At 66.0% G+C, this 23,995-nt stretch carries 25 protein-coding genes; 12 read left to right on the forward strand and 13 right to left on the reverse strand.

Annotation, left to right across the window (positions count from 1 at the left end):
* Positions 1-9: 9 nt before the first annotated feature.
* A complete protein-coding gene (ffh, locus tag CHRYSEO8AT_RS04750; RefSeq protein ID WP_159846980.1) occupies positions 10-1,548 on the reverse strand; it encodes a signal recognition particle protein in 1,539 nt (512 codons plus the stop codon).
* A gap of 315 nt (positions 1,549-1,863) precedes the next feature.
* Here ffh and CHRYSEO8AT_RS04755 point away from each other — a divergent pair, with 315 nt between their 5' ends.
* Together CHRYSEO8AT_RS04755 and CHRYSEO8AT_RS04760 are read left to right on the forward strand one after the other, a co-directional pair.
* Complete coding sequence (locus tag CHRYSEO8AT_RS04755) at positions 1,864-3,069, forward strand: saccharopine dehydrogenase family protein (protein WP_159846983.1); 1,206 nt, start codon at positions 1,864-1,866, stop codon at positions 3,067-3,069.
* Positions 3,070-3,079: 10 nt separating this feature from the next.
* A complete protein-coding gene (locus CHRYSEO8AT_RS04760; protein ID WP_236547424.1) occupies positions 3,080-3,940 on the forward strand; it encodes a hypothetical protein in 861 nt (286 codons plus the stop codon).
* Here CHRYSEO8AT_RS04760 and CHRYSEO8AT_RS04765 read toward each other — a convergent pair.
* From CHRYSEO8AT_RS04765 to CHRYSEO8AT_RS04775, 3 genes are all read right to left on the reverse strand, one after another.
* Positions 3,835-4,185 (reverse strand): alpha/beta fold hydrolase, encoded by a 351-nt coding sequence (locus CHRYSEO8AT_RS04765; RefSeq protein ID WP_201304360.1) that lies wholly within the window; start codon positions 4,183-4,185, stop codon positions 3,835-3,837. The genes CHRYSEO8AT_RS04760 and CHRYSEO8AT_RS04765 overlap by 106 nt on opposite strands.
* 63 nt (positions 4,186-4,248) lie before the next feature.
* Positions 4,249-4,758, reverse strand: coding sequence for an HAD-IIIA family hydrolase (locus tag CHRYSEO8AT_RS04770; RefSeq protein WP_159846986.1), 510 nt, complete (start codon positions 4,756-4,758; stop codon positions 4,249-4,251).
* Positions 4,755-5,843 (reverse strand): AGE family epimerase/isomerase, encoded by a 1,089-nt coding sequence (locus CHRYSEO8AT_RS04775; RefSeq protein ID WP_159846989.1) that lies wholly within the window; start codon positions 5,841-5,843, stop codon positions 4,755-4,757. Before CHRYSEO8AT_RS04775 ends, CHRYSEO8AT_RS04770 begins: the two co-directional genes overlap by 4 nt.
* 176 nt (positions 5,844-6,019) lie before the next feature.
* On the opposite strand from CHRYSEO8AT_RS04775, the gene CHRYSEO8AT_RS04780 reads away from it, so the two are divergent.
* The 4 genes from CHRYSEO8AT_RS04780 (at position 6,020) to xth (ending at position 9,682) form a co-directional block, all read left to right on the forward strand.
* On the forward strand, positions 6,020-7,177 hold the full coding sequence (locus CHRYSEO8AT_RS04780) for a DegT/DnrJ/EryC1/StrS aminotransferase family protein (RefSeq protein ID WP_159846992.1): 1,158 nt from the start codon (positions 6,020-6,022) through the stop codon (positions 7,175-7,177).
* Between the two features lie 5 nt (positions 7,178-7,182).
* On the forward strand, positions 7,183-8,115 hold the full coding sequence (locus tag CHRYSEO8AT_RS04785; protein WP_159846995.1) for a Gfo/Idh/MocA family protein: 933 nt from the start codon (positions 7,183-7,185) through the stop codon (positions 8,113-8,115).
* Positions 8,116-8,163: 48 nt separating this feature from the next.
* Positions 8,164-8,667, forward strand: a complete 504-nt coding sequence (locus tag CHRYSEO8AT_RS04790) for a hypothetical protein (protein WP_159846998.1) — start codon at positions 8,164-8,166, stop codon at positions 8,665-8,667.
* A gap of 217 nt (positions 8,668-8,884) precedes the next feature.
* Positions 8,885-9,682, forward strand: a complete 798-nt coding sequence (gene xth / locus CHRYSEO8AT_RS04795; protein WP_159847001.1) for an exodeoxyribonuclease III — start codon at positions 8,885-8,887, stop codon at positions 9,680-9,682.
* A gap of 3 nt (positions 9,683-9,685) precedes the next feature.
* On the opposite strand, the gene CHRYSEO8AT_RS04800 is transcribed toward xth, so the two are convergent.
* Positions 9,686-11,140 carry a PLP-dependent aminotransferase family protein gene (locus tag CHRYSEO8AT_RS04800; RefSeq protein ID WP_159847004.1) on the reverse strand — a complete coding sequence of 485 codons (1,455 nt, stop codon included), beginning with the start codon at positions 11,138-11,140 and terminating at the stop codon, positions 9,686-9,688.
* A 61-nt stretch (positions 11,141-11,201) separates the two neighbouring features.
* Here CHRYSEO8AT_RS04800 and CHRYSEO8AT_RS04805 point away from each other — a divergent pair, with 61 nt between their 5' ends.
* Positions 11,202-11,801 (forward strand): YitT family protein, encoded by a 600-nt coding sequence (locus CHRYSEO8AT_RS04805; RefSeq protein ID WP_201304361.1) that lies wholly within the window; start codon positions 11,202-11,204, stop codon positions 11,799-11,801.
* A 3-nt stretch (positions 11,802-11,804) separates the two neighbouring features.
* Here CHRYSEO8AT_RS04805 and CHRYSEO8AT_RS04810 read toward each other — a convergent pair whose 3' ends face one another.
* Both CHRYSEO8AT_RS04810 and CHRYSEO8AT_RS04815 read right to left on the reverse strand, forming a co-directional pair.
* Positions 11,805-12,491: a response regulator transcription factor gene (locus CHRYSEO8AT_RS04810; protein WP_159847007.1), complete on the reverse strand. Its 687-nt coding sequence runs from the start codon at positions 12,489-12,491 to the stop codon at positions 11,805-11,807.
* An 80-nt stretch (positions 12,492-12,571) separates the two neighbouring features.
* Entirely contained in the window at positions 12,572-13,270 is a 699-nt protein-coding gene (locus CHRYSEO8AT_RS04815) for a YggS family pyridoxal phosphate-dependent enzyme (protein ID WP_159847010.1), read from the reverse strand.
* Between CHRYSEO8AT_RS04815 and CHRYSEO8AT_RS04820 the strand changes: the two genes are divergently transcribed.
* Positions 13,269-13,925: a thiamine phosphate synthase gene (locus tag CHRYSEO8AT_RS04820; RefSeq protein WP_159847013.1), complete on the forward strand. Its 657-nt coding sequence runs from the start codon at positions 13,269-13,271 to the stop codon at positions 13,923-13,925. The genes CHRYSEO8AT_RS04815 and CHRYSEO8AT_RS04820 overlap by 2 nt on opposite strands.
* Positions 13,926-13,959: 34 nt before the next feature.
* Here the strand turns inward: CHRYSEO8AT_RS04820 and CHRYSEO8AT_RS04825 are convergent, their stop codons facing one another.
* Positions 13,960-14,343, reverse strand: coding sequence for an NtrZ family periplasmic regulatory protein (locus CHRYSEO8AT_RS04825; RefSeq protein WP_159847016.1), 384 nt, complete (start codon positions 14,341-14,343; stop codon positions 13,960-13,962).
* Positions 14,344-14,709: 366 nt separating this feature from the next.
* Here CHRYSEO8AT_RS04825 and CHRYSEO8AT_RS04830 point away from each other — a divergent pair, with 366 nt between their 5' ends.
* The 4 genes from CHRYSEO8AT_RS04830 to holA all read left to right on the forward strand — a co-directional run bounded on the left by CHRYSEO8AT_RS04830 (position 14,710) and on the right by holA (position 19,468).
* On the forward strand, positions 14,710-15,174 hold the full coding sequence (locus CHRYSEO8AT_RS04830) for a DUF3576 domain-containing protein (RefSeq protein WP_159847019.1): 465 nt from the start codon (positions 14,710-14,712) through the stop codon (positions 15,172-15,174).
* Between the two features lie 186 nt (positions 15,175-15,360).
* Entirely contained in the window at positions 15,361-17,940 is a 2,580-nt protein-coding gene (leuS, locus tag CHRYSEO8AT_RS04835; protein ID WP_159847022.1) for a leucine--tRNA ligase, read from the forward strand.
* A complete protein-coding gene (gene lptE, locus CHRYSEO8AT_RS04840; RefSeq protein WP_201304362.1) occupies positions 17,940-18,419 on the forward strand; it encodes an LPS assembly lipoprotein LptE in 480 nt (159 codons plus the stop codon). Before leuS ends, lptE begins: the two co-directional genes overlap by 1 nt.
* On the forward strand, positions 18,416-19,468 hold the full coding sequence (gene holA, locus CHRYSEO8AT_RS04845) for a DNA polymerase III subunit delta (RefSeq protein ID WP_159847025.1): 1,053 nt from the start codon (positions 18,416-18,418) through the stop codon (positions 19,466-19,468). The genes lptE and holA overlap by 4 nt, the downstream gene beginning before the upstream one ends.
* A gap of 16 nt (positions 19,469-19,484) precedes the next feature.
* Here the strand turns inward: holA and CHRYSEO8AT_RS04850 are convergent, their stop codons facing one another.
* The 5 genes from CHRYSEO8AT_RS04850 to mnmG are packed head-to-tail and all read right to left on the reverse strand — an operon-like array spanning position 19,485 to position 23,918.
* On the reverse strand, positions 19,485-19,667 hold the full coding sequence (locus tag CHRYSEO8AT_RS04850; protein WP_159847028.1) for a hypothetical protein: 183 nt from the start codon (positions 19,665-19,667) through the stop codon (positions 19,485-19,487).
* 26 nt (positions 19,668-19,693) lie between these two features.
* Positions 19,694-20,578 (reverse strand): ParB/RepB/Spo0J family partition protein, encoded by an 885-nt coding sequence (locus CHRYSEO8AT_RS04855; protein WP_159847032.1) that lies wholly within the window; start codon positions 20,576-20,578, stop codon positions 19,694-19,696.
* A 25-nt stretch (positions 20,579-20,603) separates the two neighbouring features.
* The gene (locus CHRYSEO8AT_RS04860) at positions 20,604-21,425 is read right to left on the reverse strand and encodes a ParA family protein (protein WP_159847035.1); all 822 of its coding nucleotides are present in this window, start codon (positions 21,423-21,425) and stop codon (positions 20,604-20,606) included.
* A complete protein-coding gene (rsmG, locus tag CHRYSEO8AT_RS04865) occupies positions 21,406-22,038 on the reverse strand; it encodes a 16S rRNA (guanine(527)-N(7))-methyltransferase RsmG (RefSeq protein ID WP_159851620.1) in 633 nt (210 codons plus the stop codon). Before rsmG ends, CHRYSEO8AT_RS04860 begins: the two co-directional genes overlap by 20 nt.
* Entirely contained in the window at positions 22,038-23,918 is a 1,881-nt protein-coding gene (gene mnmG / locus CHRYSEO8AT_RS04870) for a tRNA uridine-5-carboxymethylaminomethyl(34) synthesis enzyme MnmG (RefSeq protein ID WP_159847038.1), read from the reverse strand. Before mnmG ends, rsmG begins: the two co-directional genes overlap by 1 nt.
* Between the last annotated feature and the right edge of the window lie 77 nt (positions 23,919-23,995).

The raw sequence follows: 23,995 nt of genomic DNA on the forward strand, positions 1-23,995 counted from the left end.
AGGAAGTCGTTATTTCTTGGGAGGGAAGCCCGGAAGGCCAGGCAGCCCCCCCGGAAGTTGTCCGCCACCCAATCCGGCGAGCCGGTCCTGGATGGCTTTCAGGTCGTCGGCGCTGGCTTCCGGCGTCTTGCCGCCGCCCAGGGCCTTCAATCGGTTCAGATCTGGGCCGCCGCCCCCCATTCCGGGGATGCCGCCGCCGCCGAGGCCGCCCAGCATGGCGGCCATCTGCTGCATCTTCTTGGGTCCGCCGCGCGCCATCGACTTGACCACATCGGCCATCTGACGGTGCTGCTTCAGAACCCGGTTCACGTCCTGGACGTCCACGCCGGCGCCGGCGGCGATACGCTTCTTGCGGCTGGCGTTCAGCAGGTCCGGCTTCTTGCGCTCGGCCTTGGTCATCGAGGAGATGATGGCTTCCTGGCGCAGAATCATGCGGTCGTCGATGCCGCTCTCGGCCATCTGACCCTTCATCTTGGCCACGCCGGGCAGCATGCCCATGATGCCCTGAAGACCGCCCATCCGCTTCATCTGCTGAAGCTGGCCGGCGAGGTCGTCCAGGTCGAACTGACCCTTGGCCAGTTTCCGGGCCATCTTCTCGGCCTTGGCCTGATCCAGGTCCTGGCTGGCCTTTTCGACCAGGGCGACGATATCGCCCTGGCCCAGGATGCGGCCGGCGACGCGGCGGGCGTCGAACACGTCCAGGGCGTCGACCTTTTCGCCGGCGCCCAGATATTTGATCGGCAAGCCGGTGACGGCCCGCATCGACAGCATGGCGCCGCCGCGACCGTCGCCGTCGGCGCGGGTCAGGACGAGGCCGGTCAGGGGCAGCCGCGCGTGGAAGGCGGCGGCGGTGCGCACCGCGTCCTGGCCGGTCAGGCTGTCGGCGACCAGCAGGGTTTCGATGGGCTGAGAGATCGCGGCGACCTCGGCCACCTCGTTCATCAGCCCTTCGTCCAGGGTGATGCGGCCGGCGGTGTCGAGGATCAGGACATCGAAGCCCTGAAGCTTGGCCGATTGCAGCGCCCGGCGCGTGATCTGGACCGCGCTCTCGCCCGCCACGATGGGCAGGACGGCGACGTCGATCTGTTTGCCCAGCTGGGCCAGCTGTTCCATCGCGGCCGGACGACGCGTGTCCAGCGAGGCCATCATGACCTTCTTGCGATCGAACTTGGTCAGACGCAGCGCCAACTTGGCCGAGGTCGTGGTCTTGCCCGAGCCCTGCAGGCCGGCCATCAGCACCACGGCGGGCGGACTGGCGTTGGTGTTCAGCGGGACCGGCTCTTCGCCGCCCAGCATCTCGATCAGGCCGTCATAGACGATCTTGACCACCTGATCGGCGGGGCGGACCGAACGGATGACCTCTTCGCCCGTCGCGCGCTCGGTGGCGAAGGCGATGAATTCCTTGACGACGGGCAGGGCGACGTCGGCCTCAAGCAGGGCCACGCGCACTTCGCGCATCGCCTCGGCGACGTCCTTTTCGGACAGGGCGCCGCGCCCGGTGATCCGGTCGAAGACGCCTGTCAGCCGCTCGTTCAGAGCCTCGAACATTCACTACCTCGTGGCGACGGGTGAAACGGCTCCATACGACAACGGCCCCCGGCGACGATCACGTCGGCGGAGGGTTCTCGCCCACCTCGTTCTCTCCTGCGAGAGCTGTCGTGTGGGTGGAGACGCAGGTTCACTTGCGTCGGAAGCGGCGGCTTATGGAGGAAAACAAGGTGGAAGGCAACCGGAGCGAGTCGGTCACGCTTTAATCCTGATCTTCGTCACGGCATTTAGCGGATTGTCATCATCGTGCTAAGAGCCCCGCCCTTTATAGGGGCGGCGATGTCGCCAAAGTTTTTGACTTCAGGAGAAGCACGCATGAGCAAGGTGCTGGTTATCGGCGCAGGCGGCGTCAGTTCGGTGGCCGTCCACAAGATGGCGATGAATGCGGACATCTTCTCGCATATCACCCTGGCGAGCCGCACCAAGTCCAAGTGTGACGCAATCGCCGCCTCCGTGAAGTCGCGCTTTGGCGTCACCATCGACACCGCCGCCATCGACGCCGACGACGTCGCGGCGACCACCGCCCTGATCAAACAGGTTCAGCCCGAACTGGTCGTCAACCTGGCCCTCCCCTACCAGGACCTGGCGATCATGGACGCCTGCCTGGCCGCCGGCGTGAACTATCTCGACACCGCCAACTACGAGCCGCGCGACGAGGCCAAGTTCGAATACAAGTGGCAGTGGGCCTATCAGGAGCGGTTCGAGAAAGCCGGTCTGATGGCGCTGCTGGGCTCGGGCTTCGATCCCGGCGTGACCTCGGTCTTCGCCACCTACACCAAGAAGCACCTGCTGGATTCCATCGAGACGCTGGACATCCTGGACTGCAACGGCGGCGACACGGGCCTGCCGTTCGCGACCAACTTCAACCCCGAGATCAACCTGCGCGAAGTGACCGCCCCGTCGCGTCACTGGGCCGACGGCCAGTGGGTCGAGGGCCCGGCGCTGAGCCACAAACAGGTCTTCGACTTCGAGGGCGTGGGTCAGAAGAACATGTACCTCATGTATCATGAGGAGCTGGAATCGCTGGCGAAATTCTACCCCGAGATCAAGTGCATCCGCTTCTGGATGACGTTCGGCGACAGCTATCTGAAGCACCTCGAAGTGCTGGAAAACATCGGCATGACCTCGATCGAGCCGATGATGTTCCAGGGCCGCGAGATCATCCCGATCGAGTTCCTGAAGGCCCTGCTGCCCGAACCGTCGTCGCTGGGTCCGATCACCAAGGGCAAGACCAATATCGGCACCATCGCCACGGGCGTGAAGGACGGGGTCAAGAAGACGGTCTACGTCAACAACATCTGCGATCACCAGGAAGCCTATGCCGAGACCGGCAACCAGGCCGTCAGCTACACCACCGGCGTGCCGGCCATGATCGGTGCGGCCCTGATGCTGACCGGCCAGTGGAAGGGCGCGGGCGTGTTCAACATGGAACAGCTGGATCCCGATCCCTTCATGGACATGCTGAACAAGCACGGCCTGCCGTGGAAGGTTCAGGACCTGGACGCCCCTCTCGACTTCTAAGGCTCAGACCATGGCTATGCAGACACAAGCCGGCGAACCGGGCGCCTTCGCCCGGTTCGATCTGAACCGCGTTCCGTCGCCCGCCTTCGTGGTCGACGAGGCGGCGGTGCGTCGTAACCTGTCGATCCTCAAGGACGTGGGCGCGCGTGGAAACGCGAGGGTTCTGCTGGCCCTGAAGGCCTTTTCCATGTGGTCGCTGGCCGATGTCGTCGGGGAATACCTCGACGGCGTCTGCGCCTCGGGCCTGTGGGAGGCGCGGCTGGCGCGGGAGTTCTACAGGGGGCACCTGACCACATATTCGCCGGCCTACAAGCCAGCGGACCTGCCAGAGATCCTGCGTCTGTCGGACACGGTGATCTTCAACGCCCCGGACCAGATCGCCCGGTTCGCCGACATGATCGCCACGGCGCGCGGCGAGGGCGAGACGTTCGACATCGGCCTGAGGCTGAACCCCGAGCATTCCGAGGCCGAGGTCGCCAAATACGATCCCTGCCAGTTCGGCTCGCGCCTGGGGTTTCCGGTGTCGCAGCTGAAACCGGAACATCTGGACAGCGTGGACGGCCTGCACATCCACGCCCTGTGCGAACAGGGGTTCGAGCCGCTGGAGCGGATCTGGGCGGCGGTAGAGCCGACGTTGGCGCCCCTGCTGGCCGATCTGAAGTGGATCAACTTGGGCGGCGGGCACCATGTCACGCGGGCCGATTACAGACGCGACGATCTGGCGGCCTTCCTGCGCCGGCTGGGCGAGACGCACGCGCTTGAGGTCTATATCGAGCCGGGCGAGGCCGAGGTGCCGAGGAAGATGGCACGGTCGATGCCTGCCTGCTCCATCAGCGCCAGCACGTCGCGCGCATACACATCCGGCATGTAGGTCATCGGATCGGGCGCACGATCCGATCGGCCGCGCCCCCGCACATCCACCGCCAGCACCCTCCGCCCGCTCTGGGCCAGCAGCGGCGCGATGGCTTCGAAATCGGCGCTGTTGCGGGTCAGGCCATGAATGGCGATGACCGGCGGACGCGCGACGCCGGGACCGGGCGCATAATCACGCGCGAACAGGCTGAGGCCATCCGGCGAGGTCCAGCGCCGTTCTACGAATGGATGTTGCGCGCTCATTGGCGATCTCCTCCGATTTTCGATCAGAGTAATTCACCAGGCGAGGAAATGCGACGGCCGGTTTTAGAGGCCGACCACGTCGCGCACGAAGGCGTCCAGATCGCCGCCCTCGAACAGGAACCCCGCCACGCCTGCCCGTTCGCCAGCCTGCAGATCGCGCTTCTGGTCGCCGATGATGAAGGACCGCGCCGGGTCCAGATCGTGCTCGGCGATCGCGCGCAGCAACATGCCGGGATTGGGCTTGCGGTCGGGATGATCGGGATGGCGATAACGCGCCTCGACCGCCTCGGGGTGGAAGGGGGCGGCATAGACGGCGTCGATGATCGCGCCGTTATCGGCCAACCGGGCGACCAGCAAGTCATTGAAGGCCTCCATCTGCGCTTCGCTGAACAGACCTCGCGCCACGCCCGACTGGTTGGTGACGATGACGGTGCGATAGCCGCCCTGGTTCATGCGTCGCACAGCCGCCGCCGCGCCGGGGATCAGCTTCAAATCCTCGGGCCGATGCGGATAGCCGCTGTCCTCGATCAGCACCCCATCGCGGTCCAGAAAGGCGGCAGGAACGCCCGTCATGACTTGCGCGCCAGTATTTCGGTGAAGGCCGTCATCAGGTGATAGAGGCTTGAGGCGGGCACAAACTCATCACGCGAAAGTCCGTCCGCATCGTAGCTGTCCACCCACAAACCAGGGACGGTGGTCGCCAAATGGGTGTCGAACGTCGCGTCGATCAGATCGACCGCGCCCGCGTCGTCGAACAGCAGGGCCGAACGGATCGCCTCGGTCTGGCACCACAGGCGCCGTCCTGCATCGATGGGGGCGCTTGAAGCATCCATCTCGCGGATCATGAAACCGCCCTTGATACCTTGGGCGACGGCGCGACGGTGCAGCCCTTCGGCCGCCTCGGCCGTATCCAGTCCCGCGACCTTGGCCTGGCTCAGCAGCCAGGCCCATTCCTCGAAATGACCCGGTTCTAGGATGTGGCCTGTGCCAGGATCCAGCGCCCAGTCCTGCGTGAAATACTCGTGGACGGCGCCATTGATCAGGAAACGGGTTCGGCACAGATCCAGCGACACACGAGCGGCCACCTCGAAAGCGGGATCGGGCGCGGTCGCCTGCCAGGCCAGCATGGCTTCTAGCAGATGCATATGCGGGTTCTGTCGGCGCGGCAGGCGCGGCGGCAAGGCCTCCTGCCAACCGCCGCGAGGGGCGGCCATCATCTCCTCGATCTTCGCCAGCGTCTCCAGCGCCAGCGGTCGCGCACGCGGATCGCCCAGCACCCGGTGCGCCGCGGCCAGCGAGAAGAGGACGAAGGCCATGTCATAGAGGTCGGGCGTTTCATCCAGCACCGCCCCCGTATCATCGGTGGCGGCGACCCAAAGGCCGTCCTCGCGACGGCACGTCGCGATCATGCCATCCAACCCGGCCTGCGCCACCGCGCGACCCCGTTCCCAGCCCAGGGCGGCGGCTTCGCAGAAGACATAGATCTGGCGCGCCTGCACTCGAGTTCGACGGCGCGCGCCCGTGACAGGCCACCCGTTGAAATCCATCTGCTCGAAGAAGCGACCCTGCGCGTCCACGCCCCGTTCGCCCCACAAAGGCAGGGCATGATCAAACAGCCAGCTTGAAACCTTGGTTTGGGCGGGGGCGAGCGTGGTCATGGCGTCGGCTTAAGGCGCAACCCGGCGGGCGCCAAGAGCATGAAGCGGTAGCAAAGGGCAACGCGATGTGACGCCGCGCGATTTGGCCCCCGCGCGCGATCTTGCTAGGACGACCCGACATTCGCGGCCCATCTCTATTTGGGCCGCCGCCCGATCCCCCGTGGAGAGCGTCCCTCATGATCCCCTTCATCGACCTTCAGGCCCAGCGCCTGCGTCTTGCCGGCAAGATCGAGGCCGCCGTTCAGGAGGCCGTCGTCGGCGGCGCCTGGGTCATGGGCCCGCAGGTCCTTCAGTTCGAAGCCGACCTCGCCGCCTTCGGCCAGGCCAAGCACGCCCTGGGCTGCGCCAACGGCACCGACGCCCTGGCCCTGCCGCTGATGGCCTGGGGCATCGGGCGCGGCGACGCGGTTTTCGTGCCCAGTTTCACCTTCGCCGCCACCGCCGAGGTCGTGCCGTGGTTCGACGCCGAGCCGGTTTTCGTCGACGTGGACGAGAACACCTACAATATCGACCCGGCCGCGCTGGAACGCGCCATTGAGGGGATCAAGGCCGAGGGCCGCCTGACGCCGCGCGTGGTCATCGCCGTCGATCTGTTCGGCCAGCCGGCCGACTATCCTGCGATCAAGACCATCTGCGACAAGCATGGGCTGAAGCTGATCTCGGATTCGGCGCAAGGGTTCGGCTGCACCATCGATGGCGAGCATCCGCTGAAATGGGCCGACATCACCACCACCAGCTTTTTCCCGGCCAAGCCGCTGGGCTGCTACGGCGACGGCGGGGCGGTGCTGACCAATGACGACGAGCTGGCCCAGCTGATCGATTCCGTCCGCGTCCACGGCAAGGCCGTGGCCGTGGACCTGAAGGACCGCACCTTCGACCACGACCCCAAATATCTGAACATGCGCATCGGCCTGAACAGCCGTCTGGACACCATCCAGGCCGCCGTTCTGATCGAGAAGCTGAAGGTCTTTGGCCAGGAGATCGAATGGCGCAACACAGCAGCCGCTCGCTACAACGAAGGCTTGCGTCCCCATGTCGCCAAGGTGCCGGACGTGCCGGCCGGAAACATCTCCAACTGGGCCCAATATACGATCGAGCACCCGGATCGCGACGGCCTGGCCGCCCATCTGAAGGCCAACGACGTGCCGACCGCCGTCTATTATCCCATCCCGCTACACCTGCAGCCGGCGTATGAGCATTTCCCGCGCGGGGTCGGCGGCCTGCCGGTCACCGAACGTCTGAAGGATGTAGTCATCAGCCTGCCGATGCACGCCGATTTGGACGCCGCGACGCAAGACCGCGTCATCGCCGCCGTCGCCAGCTACAAGGGTTGAACCTGATGCCGAACACTCCCGCCCTCAAGATCGGCGTCGCCGGCGTCGGCGTCATGGGCCGCAACCATGCACGCGTCGCCTCCGAGATGCGCGAGTTCGACCTGACCACCGTCTTCGACCCCGACGCGGTGACGGCCGAGGGCGTCGCGGCCGCCTATGAAGCGAACGCGGTCACGACGGCCCAGGCCTTCGTCGATGCCGGTCTGGACGCCGCCATCGTGGCCACGCCCAACCGCTTCCATGCCGAGATCGGCGTCGCCCTGCTGGAAAAGGGCGTCCACGTCCTGGTCGAGAAGCCCATCGCCGCCAGCGTCGCAGACGCCCAGCGCATGATCGACGCGGCCAAGGCCAATGATCGCGTCCTGATGGTCGGTCAGGTCGAACGCTTCAATCCGGCGGTCGAGACGGTCAAGCGCGCCGTCGCCGACGACGACATCATCTCCATCCAGATCACCCGCGTCGGCCCCTTCCCGCCGCGCATGGGCGAGGTCGGGGTGGTCATAGACCTGGCCGTCCACGACATCGACATTATCCGCCATTTGACCGGTTCGGAAATCACCGAGGTCCAGCCGCAACTGGCCCGCACCCGCGCCGACCGCGAGGACACGGCTCTTCTGCAGTTCCGTCTGGACAATGGGGTGATCGCCCACATCACCACCAACTGGGTCACGCCCTACAAGACCCGCACGCTTCAGGTCGCGACCAAGACCAAATTCATCGTCGCCGACCTGATCACTCGCCAGGTCACCGAATATTTCGGCCAGCAACCCGACGGCTCCTATTCCACCCGGATGCTGAACTCCTGGCCGGCCGAGCCTCTTCGCAAGGAACTGGAAGCCTTCGCTCATGCCATCACCACCGGCGAAACGCCGGCGGTCACGGGCGAGGACGGCCTGCGCAATCTTGAAGTCGCTCTCCGCTGTCTCGGCGAGCACTGATCGGGGCGAAGCCTAGTTCTCGCCGCAAAGCCTGACGAAGAGGGACGCATGCGCCGTTTCATCGCCTCCGCCCTCGCTCTCGCCGCTGTGGCTTCCGCCGCTGCGCCGGCTCAGGCCGACACCCGGTTCCTGTCCTACAATGCGTCGGACCGCATCACCCAGGCCCTGACCAAGGGCGTGACGCTGGAGATCCGGCGCGGCCTGTTCGGCGCGGTCCAGGTCGAAAGGCTTTATTCCACCTCGGCGCGCGGCACGGCCGGTTTCACTCGTGGCGGACCCGATGCGGCGCGGCGCGCCCTGCCACAGGGCGCGCAGGAGAACGACATCTATGGCGTGGATCAGGACGGCGATGGCCGTGGCCTGGCTCGCGCCCTCTGCCCTGGCTCAGACGAAGTCTGGCTGATCATGAGCCGGGTGCGGGCGCCGCGCCCCCTGACCATGCAGGCGGTCGGACGTTGGTCGGACGGCGCTTATCGCCATTGCGTCACCCTGACCTACGAATGGCGCGGCGAATGGGCGACGGCACCCGCATCTCGCGCCACACCCGACTGATCCGACCTCGGACTGTTTCATAATGGGCACGCACAAGCATCGATTATGACGATTTGACTTTTATATTCACGAGTGACACTTTGAGCACATGAACGGCGGCGGCCGTTCTACCGCCACGGAAAATCCCCCTCCCCGGCGGCGAGAGAGACGAACCTCCCATAGCCCGGCCCGTTGCGGCCGGGCTTTTTTTACGCGGCGCTCCTGCTAGACGACAGGCATGACCCTTCGCCTCGCCACCTGGAACATCAACTCCGTCCGCCTGCGCATCGACCAGGTCGCCCGCTTCGTCGAAGAGCGCGCGCCCGACGTCCTGATGCTGCAGGAGATCAAATGCACCACGGACCAGTTTCCGCGCGGCGCCTTCGAAGAGATGGGCATGCCCCATCTGCGCGTGGCGGGCCAGAAGGGCTGGCACGGCGTGGCCATCGCCAGCCGCCTGCCGCTGGAGGACAGCGACACCTTCCAGGTCTGCAAACTGGGCCACGCCCGCTGTGTCTCCGCCCGCGTTGCCGGGATCGACGTGCAGAACTTCTACATCCCGGCCGGCGGCGACGTTCCCGACCGCGCGCTGAACCCCAAGTTCGATCACAAGATGGACTTCTACGAACAGCTGACCGCCATTATCGCCAAGCAGGACAGGTCCCGCCCCTTGGTCATGGCTGGCGATTTCAACATCGCGCCGGGCGAGGGCGACGTGTGGAACCACCGCTACATGTCCAAGATCGTCAGCCATACGCCGCTAGAGGTCGAGACCCTGAACCGGCTTCAGGAAACGGGCGGCTTCGCCGACGTGCTGCGCGACCGTTTCCCAGAACCGCAGAAACTGGCCAGCTGGTGGAGCTATCGCGCCGCCGACTTCCGTAAATCCAATCGCGGCCTTCGACTGGACCACATCTGGACCTCGCCCGGCCTGACGCCCGCCGTGGTCAAGGACACCGCCCGCATCCACGACGATGTCCGCGAATGGGAACGGCCGTCCGACCACGCTCCTGTGACCGTCGATCTGGACGCCTGATCCCTAATAGACGGCGACCGGCCTGGTCGCCGTCACGGCCTTGCCGCCCCGGCCGACCTTCTTCGCCGCGCGAGCCAGGCGCGTCACCGCCTCGTCCAGGTCGGCCTCAGGCAGAGTATAGGGCAGGCGCAGCCGGCGTTCGAAAGCCCCGTCCACGCCGAATCGAGGGCCGGCGGCGAGGCGCAGACCTTCGACCTCGGCCTGGATCGTCAGAGCGGAACTGATCGGCGCGGGCAGTCGCGCCCACAACGACAGCCCCCCGGCCGGCCGCGGACAGACCCACTCCGGCAACCGCTCCGCCAGCCGCGCCCGCAGATGATCACGGCGCGCCCGCAACAAGGGCCGGCGCGCCGCTAGGGCCTTGCCGCCATCGTTCAACAGCTCGACCGCCGCCAACTGCTCCAGGATAGGAACCCCTAGGTCGAAACTGGCGCGGCTCTGGGCCAGGCGCTGGATCACAGCCCGGTCGGCGCGGATCCAGCCGATTCGCAGACCGCCCCAGACGCTCTTGGACATGGACCCCAGCCGGACGATGCGCGGGGCATCGACGGCGGAGGCGCTAAGCGCCGGCGGTCCGCTCAGGGTCAGCTCGACTAAGGTCTCGTCCAATACCAGCAGGGTTTCGGACCCCTTCAATCCCGCCAGCAACCGCGTCCGGTCCGACGCCCGCATCATCCGTCCCGTCGGATTGTTGTGGTCCAGCACCAGATAGGCCATCGCCGCCCCGCTGCTGCGGCAGGCCGAGACCAGTCCCTCGACATCCCAGCTCTCCTCGCCTTCGCCGTCGGGCAAGGCCACCGGCACGGCGCGACCGCCTGCCGCCAGGATGGCGTCGATGGCCTGGGGATAGGTGGGATGATCGAACACCACCGGGGCGCCGGGCCGCGTCGTCAGTCGAAGCAGATGGACCAGGCCGTTGTGGGCGCCATGGGTGATCAGGATCTGCCCCGGCGAGGTCGGCAGGCCGCGCCGTCGATAGCCCGCCGCTACCGCCTCTCGCAGTTCCTCAAGCCCCGCCGTCTCGTAGCCGTGTCCGGGCAGGTTCGCCGGCAATCGCTCCAGCGCCCGGACATAGGCGGCATGGACATTGGGATCGGCCGGTAGGACGGCGGCGGTCAGGTCAATCAGGCCCGACTTGGCGAACACCTCTGCGACCGTCTCACGGCCCGGTCCAGGCCCGGCCGGCAGGCTGGTGCGCGCCGCCGCCCCCTGCCCGCCCGTCAGAAAGCCATCATCCCGCAATCGTCCATAGGCGGCCGACACGGTCGTGCGACTCAAACCCAGCGCCTGCGCCAGCTCGCGCTCGCCTGGCAACCGCGCCGCCAACGGCAGTCGACCGTCCAGGATCAGCAGTCTTACCGCCCCCGCCAGTTGACGATAGGCCGCCCCTGCGCCCGGCGCGCGCCAGGCGCCGAGATGGCGGGTCAGAGAGATAAGACCGATCGAACGGAGCGACATAGGACCAGAATGGCATGACTGGCCCTTTTTAACATAGCCAGTTTGGCGCATTTATCTGGTTATGACCCGTCGCCTGATCCAGCTCTTCGCCGGCCTCGTCCTTTACGGCCTGTCCATCGCCCTGATCGTGCGTGCCGATCTGGGGCTGGATCCATGGGACGTGCTGAACCAGGGCGTGTTCGAGCGGTTCGCCGCTTCGGCCGGAATCAGCTTCGGTCTGGTGGTCAACCTGATCGGTATGGCCGTGCTGCTGCTGTGGATTCCCCTGCGTCAGAGGCCCGGTATCGGCACGGTCGCCAATGTCCTGATCATTGGCACGGTCGCCAACGTCGGCCTGGACTGGATCCCGTCGGACTTGGGCCTACCGCTGCGGGCAGGCCTGCTGACCTCCGGCATCGTCCTCAACGGTGTCGCCAGCGGCGCCTATATCGGCGCAGGTCTTGGCCCCGGCCCGCGCGACGGCCTGATGACCGGCATTGTCGCCCGCACCGGCTGGCCGGTCAAATGGGTTCGGACCAGTATCGAACTAACCGTCATCGCTGTCGGCTGGCTATTGGGCGGCTCGGTCGGACTGGGCACGGTGCTTTATGCCGTGACCATCGGCCCGCTGGTCCATGTCTTCCTGCCGATGTTCACGATCCGCCCTAAAGCGACCAACTGAGCCCTAAGGCTGCAGCCGGTATCCGCCCGCGTCGGTCAACAGCAGGCGTGCGTGGCCCGGCTCCGGCTCGATCTTCTGGCGCAGACGATAGATGTGGGTTTCCAGCGTGTGGGTCGTGACCCCGGCGTTATAGCCCCAGACTTCGGTCAGCAGTTCTTCGCGCGATACCGACTTGGCGCCGGCGCGGTAGAGGTATTTCAGGATATTGGTTTCCTTCTCGGTCAACCGCACCTTCTTGCCCTTGGCGTCCATCAGCACCTTGGCGGCGGGCCGGAACTCGTAAGGCCCGATCGAGAAGACCGCGTCCTCCGACTGCTCGTGGCTGCGCAGATGGGCGCGGATGCGGGCCAGAAGCACCGCGAACCGGAAGGGCTTGGTGACATAGTCGTTCGCGCCGGCGTCCAGGCCCAAGATGGCGTCGGCGTCGGCCGACTGGGCCGTCAGCATGATGACCGGGGTCGAGACCCCGTCCTTGCGCAACAGGCGACAGGCCTCGCGGCCGTCCATGTCGGGCAGGTCCACGTCCAGCAGGATCAGGTCGGCGCGGATCTCGCGCCCCATGCGCACTCCATCGGTCGCGGTGGCGGCCTGCTGGGTCTTGAACTCCTCGTGCAGATTCAACTGCTCGGCCAAGGCCTCGCGCAGGTCGTCGTCGTCGTCGATGATCAGAATGGTCTTTGGCGTGGGCATGAGCAGACAATGGCGAGGCTTGGCCCCCGCGCCAAGGCTTGGGGGTGCGAATTCACATCGGGTTACGGCTTAGAGGGGCTTTAAGGTCGATTTCGTTCCCCGAACAACGCGGTTCCGACCCGCACATGGGTCGCGCCGCACCGGATCGCGGTCTCGTAATCGCCGCTCATCCCCATCGACAGGACCGACAGACCGCTTCGTTCGGCCAAGCCGCGCAACATCTCGAAATGCGGCTCCGGGTCCTGATCCGCCGGGGGAATGCACATCAAGCCCTCGATGTTCAGTCCGTAGGTCTGGCGCGCCGCCGCGATCAGGGCGTCGGCCGCATCGGGCAGGACGCCGGCCTTCTGAGGCTCCGCGCCGGTGTTGACCTGGACCAGGACGCGCGGCGATCGGCCCCGCCGCTCGGCCGCCTGGGCCAGGGCGCGGGCCAGCTTCTCGCGATCCAGGGTTTCGATCACGTCGAACAGATCGACGGCGTCCTCGGCCTTGTTGGTTTGCAATGGCCCGATCAGCCGCAATTCCAGATCCGAGACCGCGCCGCGTCGCTCGGCCCACCGGCCCTGCGCCTCTTGCACCCGGTTCTCGCCGAAAATCCGTTGGCCTGTCCCCAGGATCGCGTCGATGGCCTCGGGCGGCTGGGTCTTTGACACGGCGGTCAGGGTCACCGCCGCTGGGTAACGGCCAGCCGAGCGGCAGGCGGCGTCGACGCGGGCGCGAACGGCGGCGACCCTTTCGGCGATGGACGACGGAGGTAAAGCGGGGGAAGAAGAGGTCATGATCCTGCCGGCCGGTTACAGCGACGATGCGCGCGCGCTCTGGGATGCGGCGACCGCTCTAAACCGCGCCGCCGCTGCTGTCAGCCCGCAGGTCGCCGGCCTGCCGCCGCTGCTGTTCTTCACAGATCCCGACCGCACGCCTCGCCCGTGGGAGACGGCGCGTCGCCTGCCGCCCGGATCGGCGGTGGTCTATCGCGCGTTCGGCGCGGCCGACGCGGTTGAAACCGGCCTGCGTCTGCGCACAGCGACGGCGGATCGTGGGGTGAAACTGCTGGTCGGGCTGGATGCCGATTTAGCAGAAGCGATTTCGGCCGACGGGCTTCACCTGCCCGAGCGTGAGGCGGCGCAGGCATTAGCCGTTCGTGCAGCCCGGCCCGACTGGATCCTGACGGCCGCCTGGCATGGGGCGCAAGACCCCTGGACCCAGGGCCTCGACGCCCTGATCCTGTCGCCGGTTTTCCCCGCAGGCGGAACCTCGGCCGACAAGCCATCGATCGGTCTCATTGAATTCAGACGCCGGTGCCTCAACGCCGGCCTCCCGATCTACGCCCTGGGTGGGATCGGACCGGACAACGCCGCATCACTGATCGGAACGGGCGCCTGCGGCTTAGCCGGCGTCGGCGCAATCAAGTCGGCGTTTCGCGCAGATGGCTAGAGTAGCTCTCGGGTCGAACCGGAGGGCTGAGACCTCAAAACTTGAAGATGGTTTCCAAACGCACGCGCGGCTGGGCGCGGCCGTTGGTTTCCGGTGCACGGGCCGGGTCGGCCTCAGGCGAGCCAACAGCCGCGGCTGCGCCGACGCGAAGACGGTCGTTCAGACGGTAATAGGCGCCGGCTTCGACATCGCCCCAGTCGGTCTCCCGACCGACGGGCTGGTTCAGGTTGAAGTCCAGACCCCAGCGGCCATTGTCATTCAGGCGCAGACCACGGCGTTGAGGAGCGGGGGCGTTGCGCTGGGCGGCCTGGGCCTCCGACAGCGACACGGTCGGCGACGCGCTCTGGGCAAGCGCCGACGTCGACACGGCAAGCGCCGCCGTCGTCATCACCACAGCCAGGAAACCACCGAACCGCATACCAAATCCTTCAAACCCCGCCGTGACGCGGCGTTTCAACCCTGAACCGACCTTATATGGTCGTGAGCCAGGCGATTAGACACCGGGTGTCCTCGCGGTCAACGGAATGAGCGCCCGATAACAAGGTTCCCCGTCATTGTTGTCGGCGCATGTGTCTCAAGCGTCACGGGATTTGGTCTGAATCCCGTCCGTTGACATGGTCCCGTCGCAAAACAGCGCGACGCCGGACGTGACCGGCGCAGACTTCGCCTTGTCATCGCCCCTTTTCACCGTGTTATAGAGCCACGCAGTCGGCATTCTTCCTTTGGCCGTGCGCGCGTGTGGGCGAGGGCTTGCACGTCCCTGAGTTTACGGAGACTTCTCTTGATGAGCCTCAACAAGGCCCTGGTTCGGAACGTCGCGGTCGTCCTGGTCTCGGGCGTGGCCCTTGGCGCGTCCCTGTCGGCCTGCTCGAGCATTCCCTTCGTCGGCGGCAAGAAGTCTGCGCCCAAGACGAACGTGCAACAGGGCATCGGCGTCAACGCCTTCCTGTGGCGCGCCTCGCTCGACACCCTCAGCTTCATGCCGCTGCTGACCGCCGATCCGTGGGGCGGCGTCATCAACTACGACTGGTACATCAATCCCCAGACGCCGAACGAGCGCTTCAAGGCGACCGTCTTCATCCTGGACACCCGTCTGCGCGCCGACGCGCTGAACGTCACGGTGACCAAGGAAGTGAAGGGCGCCGATGGGCAATGGACCGCCGCCCCGGTCGCCGCCCAGACCGAAGCCGATCTGGAAAACGCCATCCTGACCAAGGCGCGCCAGCTGAACCTGTCCAACGCACGCTAAGGCTGGCTGATCGCCATTCGCTTTTACTTTGGGTGCTAACGCCCTTCGGGCTACTTGAGCACCGGTTGGCTTAGCTTCAGTCGCCTTTCTTCGGACGGCTGAAACGCATTACTTCTTGGGCGCTGTCATCCTTCGGGCTAGTTCAGTCGGGAGGGCGTCAGCGCCCTTCTGATTTTCAGGACGACTGTGGCCCGTTACGAACCCAAGACCGCCGAACCTCGCCAACAGGCCCGCTGGGCAGAGGCGTCCGCCTTCGTGACGAAGGACACAGGCCGTCCTAAATATTATGTGCTCGAGATGTTCCCCTACCCGTCGGGCAACATCCACATGGGCCACGCCCGCAACTATGTGATGGGCGACGTGGTCGCGCGGTCAAAGCGCGCCCAGGGCTTCGACGTGCTGCACCCCATGGGCTGGGACGCTTTCGGCATGCCGGCCGAGAACGCGGCCATGGAACGCGGCATCCATCCCAAGGGCTGGACCTATTCCAACATCGCCACGATGCGCGAGCAGCTGAAGCTGCTGGGCCTGTCGCTGGACTGGTCGCGCGAGTTCGCCACCTGCGACCCCGAATACTACGGCAAGCAGCAGGCCTGGTTCCTTGAGCTGTATCGGCGCGGCCTGGTCTATCGCAAGGACGGGACGGTCAATTGGGATCCAGTCGACAACACCGTCCTGGCCAATGAACAGGTCATCGACGGCCGCGGCTGGCGTTCCGGCGCCCTAGTCGAGAAGCGCAAGCTGAACCAGTGGTTCCTGCGCATCACCGACTATGCCGACGACCTGATCGACGGCCTCAAGACCCTGGACCGCTGGCCCGAGAAGGTCCGGCTGATGCAGGAGAACTGGATCGGCAAGTCCAAGGGGGCGACCCTGTGGTGGGACGTCGCCGAGGCGCCGGCCTTCCTGTCCGCCTCGCCCAAGGGCGAGCCGAACCACGCCCGCGACCCCATCGAGGTTTATACCACCCGCCCTGACACCCTGTTCGGCGCCAGCTTCCTGGCCCTGGCCCCCGACCATCCGTTGACCAAGGCCATCGCCGAACATCGGCCGGACGTGGCGGACTTCATCAAAGCCTGCGCCCAGACCGGGACCAGCGAAGCCGACATCGAAAAGGCCGAGAAGCTCGGCGTCGATCTGGGCGTCCGCGTCCGCCATCCCTTCGATGCCGACAAGACCCTGCCCGTCTGGGCCGCCAACTTCGTCCTGTCCACCTATGGCTCGGGCGCCATCTTCGGCTGCCCCGCCCACGACCAGCGCGACCTCGACTTCGCCCGCAAATACGACCTGCCGGTTACGCCGGTGGTCAAGCCCGACGACGCCGAGACCATCGAGATTGGGACGGAGGCCTACGTCGGTTCCGGCCGGATCTTCAACTCCGACTTCCTGGACGGGCTGGACGTCGGGGCCGCCAAGGCCGCCGCCATCGCCAAGGTCGAGGCCGCCGGCCAGGGCCGCGCCGAGACCATCTATCGCCTGCGCGACTGGGGCGTGTCGCGCCAGCGCTACTGGGGTTGCCCGATCCCGATCATCCACTGCCCGTCCTGCGGCGTGGTCGAGGTTCCCGCCGACCAGCTGCCGGTCGTCCTGCCTGACGACGTGACCTTCGACGTGCCCGGCAATCCGCTGGATCGCCATGCGACCTGGAAACACGTCAAATGCCCGTCGTGCGGCGAAGACGCCACGCGCGAGACCGACACGCTCGACACCTTCGTCGATTCCAGCTGGTATTTCGCCCGCTTCACCGATCCGACGGCCGAGGCGCCGATCGACAAGGCCGCCGCCGACCGCTGGCTGGCGGTGGATCAGTATATCGGCGGCGTCGAACATGCGGTCCTGCACCTGCTCTACGCCCGCTTCATCACCCGCGCCCTGTCCGACGCCGGCATGTTGTCGGTGAAGGAGCCGTTCGCCGGCCTGTTCACGCAAGGGATGGTGGTCCACGAGACCTACCGCCGCGCCGACGGCGCCTGGGTCGAGCCGACCGACGTCGATCTGACCAACGACAATGGCGTCCGTTCAGCCCGACAGCTGTCGACCGGCGAGACCCTGATCATCGGCGACATCGAGAAGATGTCCAAGTCCAAGAAGAACGTCGTCGCCCCGGCCGAAATCCTGGAAAGCCACGGCGTGGACGCCGGTCGCCTGTTCGTCCTGTCCGACAGCCCGCCCGAGCGTGATGTGCAATGGACCCCCGGCGGCGTCGAGGGCGCCAGCCGCTTCGTCCAGCGCGCCTGGACCCTGTTCGACACCTACGATCCTGCCTTTGCCGGCGAGGACAAGGCCAACGCCGACCTGCTGCGCGAGACGCACAAGGCCATCAAGGCCGTGTCCGAAGGGGTCGAGGGTTTCCGCTTCAACTCGGCCATCGCCAAACTCTACGCCTTCGTCGCCACCATCCGCGACAACGCCCAGGCCGGCGGGGACGCCAAGCGGCAGGCCCTGTCGGCCCTAGCCCGCCTGATCGCCCCCTTCACCCCGCACCTTGCCGAGGAAGCCTGGACACGTCTGGGCGAAAGCGGGATGGTTCTGGACGCGTCGTGGCCCGTGTGGGACGCTGCGCTGGCGGCCGACGACGAGGTGGTCCTGCCCATCCAGATCAACGGCAAGCGTCGCGCGGAAATCCGCGTGCCGCGCGGCATGGAGCCCGCCGAGGTCGAGGCCATCGTCTTGGCCGACGAGACCGTGCAGGCGCGGCTGGAGGGTCTGAGCGTGAAGAAGATCGTCGTGGTCAAGGACCGCATCGTCAATCTGGTGGCCGGCTGATGCGTATCGCGACGGCCTTCGCGGTCCTGTCCGCCCTGGCGGTTTCCGCCTGCGGCTTCACCCCCATGTACGCCGAACCGGCCGTGGGCTCGTCCCTGCGGCGCATCGCCGTCACGACCCAAGACGACCGTCTGGGATATCGCCTGCGCGAACAGCTGGAGGACGCCCTGGCCTGGGATCGGTCCTCCACGCCCCTTTATCGCCTGACGACCCAGGTCGAGCAGAACCGCCGCTCACTGGGCCGCCGGATCGACGACACCGCCACCCGCTATGAACTGACGGTCAAGGCGACCTGGACCCTGACGCCTGCCGCCGGCGGAACACCCGTCAGTGGGACCGAGACGGTCACCACCACATACGCAGCCGCCGACCAGCCCTATGCCGCCATCGCCGCGCAGCAGGACGGCGAGGAGCGCGCCGCCTCCGAACTGGCCCGGCTGATCCGCCTCGACCTCATGCAGGCGCTGTCGAACCCGTGATCCTGGCCAAACGCCCCGAGATCGATCGCTTTCTGAAGGCGCCCGATCCGGCGATCCGGGCGGCGCTGATCCACGGCAAGGACCGGTCCGGCGTCGCCGAACGGGCTGAGGTTTTGTGTCGCACGGTAACGCCCGACCTGAACGACCCCTTCAACGTCACCGCACTGACCGACAGCGACATCGACGGCGATGAGACGAAGCTGGAAGAAGCCCTGACGGCCATGTCCCTGATGGGCGGCCGCCGTCTGGTGCGGATTCGTCTGTCGACGCTGAAGCCAGGCGTGGACAAGGCCGTCGCCGCCGCGCTCAAGATCCACGCCGAGGGCGGCTATAATCCCGACGCCATGATGGTGGTCGAGGCTGATCAGCTGGGTCGCGAGTCCGCCCTGCGAAAGGCCGCCGAAAAGGAAAACGGCGCGGTCGGCATCGTCTGCTACGAGGACGAGACCGGCGATGTCGCCCGCATGGTCCGCGAGGCCCTGGCCGCCGACAAGGTCGGTCTGACGTCCGACGCCCTGGACCGTTTCGTCGCCCGCCTGCCGCGCGAGCGGGGTTTGATGCGCCAGGAGATCGAGCGCCTGGCCCTGTTCATCGGCCCCGGCTCCGGCAAGACGCTGGATATGGACGCGCTGGAGCATCACCTGGGCGTCGAACCGGACGCCTCCCTGTCCGACGCCGCGCTTCAGGCCTTTGGCGCCCGGCCCGCCCCGGCGCAAGCGGGGCTCAGGCGCGCCTTCGCCGAGGGCGAATCCTCGGTTCTGGCCGTCCGTTCGGCCGCCATGCATCTGGGAAAACTACGCCGTATCAATATCTTGCAGGCAACCGGCGCAAACGCCAAGGAGGCCGCCAAGGCCGCCGGCGTCTTCTGGAAACAGGAGGCTGAAATGCTGCGTCAGGCGCGATCCTGGCGGCTCGAAGCGCTGGACGAGGTGCTGGACAGCATCAACACGGCCGACGTCGCCACCAAGACGACCGGAATGCCGGACCAATTGATCGCCGAACGCTTACTGCTGGAAATCGCCGGACGAGCGCGACGGCTCGGGCTTTAAGCCCAAGCCCTTCTGCTTACCCTGGCTTCGACGCCTTACGGAACGCCGGCTGCGCCATGGCGACGTTGCGCGCGGAGACGCTCTTCTCTTCGGCCTTGGCGCCGGCCTGGGCGTTGAAACCGTGGCCCGCCTTGGCCTTCTTGGCGGCGAGCGCCTGTTTCAGCTTTTCGGCGGCGGTAGGTGTGTTGTCTTCGGTCATGCGACCATCCTAGCACATCCGGCCGTTCAACCCCGCATCAAACGGCGGCACAGATCGTCCAGTTGCTCCAGCGAGCCATAACGGATGGTCAGGTCACCCTTGCCGCCCTTGTCCGCCAGTTGAACCTTCAGGCCCAGGGCGTCGGCCAGATCCTGCTGAAGCGCGACCACATCGGCCGCCCCCTCCCCGACCGAAGACGCAGACTTGGCCCTGACCGGCTTGGGGCCCTCAACCGCGCGACGGGCCAAGGCCTCGGTCTCGCGTACGCTCAAACCATCGACAAAGGCGATGTCCGCTAACTGGCCCGGATCCGGCGTATTGATCAGCGCCCGCGCATGGCCGGCCGACAGCTTGCCCTCTCGGACATAGAACAGCACCCGCTCGGGCAGTTGCAGCAGGCGCATGGTGTTGGCCACGTGGCTGCGGCTCTTGCCGACCACGCCCGCGACTGCGTCCTGAGTCCGGCCGAACCGCTCCATCAGGACGCGGTAAGCCTCCGCCTCCTCCAACGGGTTCAGGTCGGCGCGCTGCACGTTCTCGACGATGGCGACCTCGAACACCTCCACGTCGTCCATCTCGTGGATGACGATCGGCACCTCGATCAGGCGCGCGGCCTGGGAGGCGCGCCAGCGGCGTTCGCCGGCGATGATCTGCCAGACCCCGTCCTCGCCCGGATGGGTCCGCACCAGAATCGGCTGCAGCACGCCCTTGTCGCGGATTGAGGCGGTCAGTTCCTCCAGATCCTCCTGGCGGAAGGTCTTGCGCGGCTGATCGGGGTTGGGCTTCAGACTCTCGATCGGCACGCGTTGCACGCCGGTAGGAACGGGTGCGTCCGACGCCACCGGCGCCTCGGCGTCCTGCCCCATCAATGCCGACAGGCCGCGGCCCAAACCTCTTTGTCGTTCAGCCAAGATACTGTTCCGTTTCCAATAAAACTCAGGCGGCCAGCTTCAGGCGCTGACGTTCGCGCTTCACGACTTCCTTGGCCAGACGCAGATAGGCCTGGCTGCCGGCGCATTTCAGATCATAGATCAGAGCCGGCTTGCCGAAGGACGGCGCCTCGGCGACGCGGACGTTGCGGGGAATGACGCTCTCATAGACCTTGTCGCCGAAGTGGGCGCGCACGTCATTGGCCACCTGCCCCGACAGGGCGCTGCGGCGATCATACATGGTCAGAACCAGGCCCTGGATCTCCAGCGACGGATTGAGGCTGTGCTTGACCATGTCGATGGTTCGCATCAGCTGGCTCAAGCCCTCCAGGGCGAAGAACTCGCATTGAAGCGGCACCAGCACCGCATCCGCCGCCGCCATCGCATTCAGCGTCAGCAGGTTCAAGGACGGCGGGCAATCGATCAGGACGTAGTCATACGCGGTAGGGCCGTCGTCGTGTGCCCGCAACGCGTCGCGCAGTCGATAGGACCGACGATCGGCCTGGCTCAATTCGATTTCGACGCCCGACATGTCGGCGTCAGCCGGCACGATCCAAAGGCCGGGCACCGTCGTCTGGACCGCCGCGTCGTCGATGGACCGCTGATCCACCACCACATCATAGATGGTGACCCGGCGTGTTTCACGTGGAACACCCAGCCCCGTGGAGGCATTGCCCTGCGGATCCATATCCACGATCAGCACGCGCTCGCCGATAGCGGCCAAGGCGGTGCCCAGGTTGATGGCCGTCGTGGTCTTGCCCACCCCGCCCTTTTGGTTGGACACCGCCAGGACGCGGGCAGGTCTCTTTCTAGCGCTTTGTGCGGGCACGTCGGAGACTCCGGATTGTCACGATACGGCCGCGCGCGTCGCTTTGCGACGGGGCCAGTTCAGCTTCGAAATGCCAGGATTTCCGCGCTTCGATCAACTCGGATTCGGCCCTCTCCCCTTTGAGGAACAGACCTTGTGCACCCCTTTGGAAGTAGGGCTGTGCATAACCCAGCAGTTTCTCCATCGGTGCCACGGCCCGCGCAGTCACGATGTCGCATGTCACCTGCTGTTCCTCAGCGCGGCCGGTGATGACAGTCGCCGGCAGATCGAGCGCATCCACGATCTCCTGCAGGAACCGGCACCGCTTGCCCAGACTGTCGATCAGCCACACATGCGCCCCTTCCTGCCCCTTCATCAGGATTGCCAACACTACGCCCGGAAACCCGGCTCCGGCCCCCAGATCGGCCCATGTCCGCGCCTCGGGCGCATGCGTCAACAACTGCGCACTGTCCCAGACGTGTCGATTCCAGAAGTCCGGCAGGCTGTCGGGACCGACGAGGTTCATCACCGAATTGGCGTCGCCAAGACGATTACGAAAAGCCTCAAGATCGGCCATCTGCTGCGACGTCGCAGCGGTTTTGGCCTGAAAGGCGGCCTTCTCCGTATCGAGCATCAAGCGGCGACCGAGGCTTTGGGCGATTTCTTCGCATGGGCCAGCAGCGCCGTCAGGGCGCCGGGCGTCATACCCTCGATCCGCCCGGCCTGACCCAGGGTGCGAGGCTGGACGCGCGCCAGTTTCTCCTTCACCTCGTTCGACAGACCCCCAATGCCGGTATAGTCGAGATCGGCGGGCAGGATCATCCCCTCCTCCGTCCGCAAGGCTTCAGCGTCCAGCGCTTGCCGATCAAGGTAGTTGGCATATCCCGCGTCGATCTCGACCTGCTCGCGAACTTCAACGCTCCATTCTGCGATGGACGGGCAAGCGGCGACGAAGTGATTCAGCGTGACATCAGGGAAGGCGAGCAATTCCCGCATCGACCGACGGCGTCCATCCGCATTCACGGTGATCTCCAGGGCTCCCGCTTCGTTAGGTGTGAATAGTGTTTCACGTGAAACGGCGCTCGCCTTGGCCAGCTCAGCCGCCTTGGCTTCGAACCGCGTCCGACGCCTGTTGCCCACGATCCCCACCTCAATCGCCAGCGGCGTCAGACGCTGATCGGCATTGTCCGAACGCAGGGTCAGACGATACTCCGCCCGGCTGGTGAACATGCGATAGGGCTCGGTCACCCCCCGAGTCACCAGATCGTCGATCATCACGCCGATATAGGCCTGGTCGCGTCCTAGGACCACGGCATCCTGTCCCGCCGCAGCGCGGGCCGCGTTGAGCCCCGCCATCAGACCCTGGGCGGCAGCCTCCTCATATCCGGTCGTACCGTTGATCTGGCCGGCCAGATAGAGACCTGGCCGCTTCTTGACCTCCAGCGCGGGGCTCAGCTCGCGCGGATCAACATAGTCGTATTCGATGGCATAGCCGTAGCGGAACACCTCCACGGCTTCGAGCCCGGGGATGGTGCGCAGGAAGGCCAACTGGGTCGGTTCGGAGACCGATGTCGAAATCCCGTTAGGGTAGACGGTCGGATCATCCAGACCCTCGGGTTCGAGGAAGATCTGGTGACTGGTCTTGTCCGCGAACCGCACCACCTTGTCCTCGATCGAAGGGCAATAGCGCGGTCCCCTCCCCGACAGCTTGCCGCCATAAACGGCGCTCTCGCCGAGGTTTTCAGCGATGATCCGATGCGTTTCTTCCGTCGTGTGCGTCACCCCACAAGCGATCTGAGGCACCGTGATCTTGTCAGTCAGGAAAGAGAAGGCCGACGGGGTCTCGTCCGCCTGCTGCATCTCCAACCGATCCCAGGCGATGGTGCGCCCATTCAGGCGCGCGGGCGTGCCCGTCTTCAGCCGCCCCATCATCAGGTCGGCGGCATGCAGGTCGGCGGCCAGGCCGGTCGATGGATCCTCCCCATGGCGCCCGGCAGGGATCCGCTCGTCACCACGATGAATGACGCCGTTCAGGAAGGTGCCGGTCGTCAGGACAACGGCCCCGGCCCGCACCGTCTCGCCGGCTCCCGTCGTAACCCCGACCACGCGGTCGCCATCCAGGATCAAGCTTTCCGCCGTGCCGGCCATCAGAGTCAGGTTTGTTGTCGCCTTCAGTTCGGCCTGCATGGCCTCGCGATACAGGCGTCGGTCGATCTGGCTGCGAGGACCACGCACGGCGGCCCCTTTGGATCGATTTAGCAGTCGGAACTGAATACCCGACACGTCCGCCAGCCGTCCCATGATCCCGTCCAGGGCGTCGATCTCGCGCACCAGGTGTCCCTTGCCCAGGCCGCCGATGGCCGGGTTGCACGACATCTCGCCGATGGTTTCCAGCTTCTGGGTCAGCAGGACGGTGCGCGCGCCCGCACGCGCAGAGGCCGCCGCAGCCTCACACCCGGCGTGGCCGCCGCCGATGATGACGACGTCGAAGAGAAGATCGGTGGGAGAACTCATGCGGGGCACATAGTCTAATTGGCTCGACTTCGCCACCTTCAGCCTTGAACGGACCGCCGATGTTTCACGTGGAACAC

It is taken from the genome of Brevundimonas sp. G8, assembly GCF_902506205.1.
In the GTDB taxonomy this organism is placed as follows: domain Bacteria; phylum Pseudomonadota; class Alphaproteobacteria; order Caulobacterales; family Caulobacteraceae; genus Brevundimonas.

What these genes read in the sequence shown, in the direction of transcription:
- CHRYSEO8AT_RS04815 (WP_159847010.1), bottom strand. Translation starts at nt 13,270, where the DNA reads ATGACCTCTTCTTCCCCCGCTTTACCTCCGTCGTCCATCGCCGAAAGG.
- CHRYSEO8AT_RS04805 (WP_201304361.1), top strand. Translation starts at nt 11,202, where the DNA reads ATGACCCGTCGCCTGATCCAGCTCTTCGCCGGCCTCGTCCTTTACGGC.
- CHRYSEO8AT_RS04755 (WP_159846983.1), top strand. Translation starts at nt 1,864, where the DNA reads ATGAGCAAGGTGCTGGTTATCGGCGCAGGCGGCGTCAGTTCGGTGGCC.
- CHRYSEO8AT_RS04800 (WP_159847004.1), bottom strand. Translation starts at nt 11,140, where the DNA reads ATGTCGCTCCGTTCGATCGGTCTTATCTCTCTGACCCGCCATCTCGGC.
- CHRYSEO8AT_RS04760 (WP_236547424.1), top strand. Translation starts at nt 3,080, where the DNA reads ATGGCTATGCAGACACAAGCCGGCGAACCGGGCGCCTTCGCCCGGTTC.
- CHRYSEO8AT_RS04765 (WP_201304360.1), bottom strand. Translation starts at nt 4,185, where the DNA reads ATGAGCGCGCAACATCCATTCGTAGAACGGCGCTGGACCTCGCCGGAT.
- lptE (WP_201304362.1), top strand. Translation starts at nt 17,940, where the DNA reads ATGCGTATCGCGACGGCCTTCGCGGTCCTGTCCGCCCTGGCGGTTTCC.
- CHRYSEO8AT_RS04820 (WP_159847013.1), top strand. Translation starts at nt 13,269, where the DNA reads ATGATCCTGCCGGCCGGTTACAGCGACGATGCGCGCGCGCTCTGGGAT.
- xth (WP_159847001.1), top strand. Translation starts at nt 8,885, where the DNA reads ATGACCCTTCGCCTCGCCACCTGGAACATCAACTCCGTCCGCCTGCGC.
- CHRYSEO8AT_RS04780 (WP_159846992.1), top strand. Translation starts at nt 6,020, where the DNA reads ATGATCCCCTTCATCGACCTTCAGGCCCAGCGCCTGCGTCTTGCCGGC.
- CHRYSEO8AT_RS04770 (WP_159846986.1), bottom strand. Translation starts at nt 4,758, where the DNA reads ATGACGGGCGTTCCTGCCGCCTTTCTGGACCGCGATGGGGTGCTGATC.
- ffh (WP_159846980.1), bottom strand. Translation starts at nt 1,548, where the DNA reads ATGTTCGAGGCTCTGAACGAGCGGCTGACAGGCGTCTTCGACCGGATC.
- mnmG (WP_159847038.1), bottom strand. Translation starts at nt 23,918, where the DNA reads ATGAGTTCTCCCACCGATCTTCTCTTCGACGTCGTCATCATCGGCGGC.
- CHRYSEO8AT_RS04790 (WP_159846998.1), top strand. Translation starts at nt 8,164, where the DNA reads ATGCGCCGTTTCATCGCCTCCGCCCTCGCTCTCGCCGCTGTGGCTTCC.
- CHRYSEO8AT_RS04810 (WP_159847007.1), bottom strand. Translation starts at nt 12,491, where the DNA reads ATGCCCACGCCAAAGACCATTCTGATCATCGACGACGACGACGACCTG.
- CHRYSEO8AT_RS04825 (WP_159847016.1), bottom strand. Translation starts at nt 14,343, where the DNA reads ATGCGGTTCGGTGGTTTCCTGGCTGTGGTGATGACGACGGCGGCGCTT.
- CHRYSEO8AT_RS04850 (WP_159847028.1), bottom strand. Translation starts at nt 19,667, where the DNA reads ATGACCGAAGACAACACACCTACCGCCGCCGAAAAGCTGAAACAGGCG.
- rsmG (WP_159851620.1), bottom strand. Translation starts at nt 22,038, where the DNA reads ATGCTCGATACGGAGAAGGCCGCCTTTCAGGCCAAAACCGCTGCGACG.
- CHRYSEO8AT_RS04775 (WP_159846989.1), bottom strand. Translation starts at nt 5,843, where the DNA reads ATGACCACGCTCGCCCCCGCCCAAACCAAGGTTTCAAGCTGGCTGTTT.
- CHRYSEO8AT_RS04785 (WP_159846995.1), top strand. Translation starts at nt 7,183, where the DNA reads ATGCCGAACACTCCCGCCCTCAAGATCGGCGTCGCCGGCGTCGGCGTC.
- CHRYSEO8AT_RS04830 (WP_159847019.1), top strand. Translation starts at nt 14,710, where the DNA reads ATGAGCCTCAACAAGGCCCTGGTTCGGAACGTCGCGGTCGTCCTGGTC.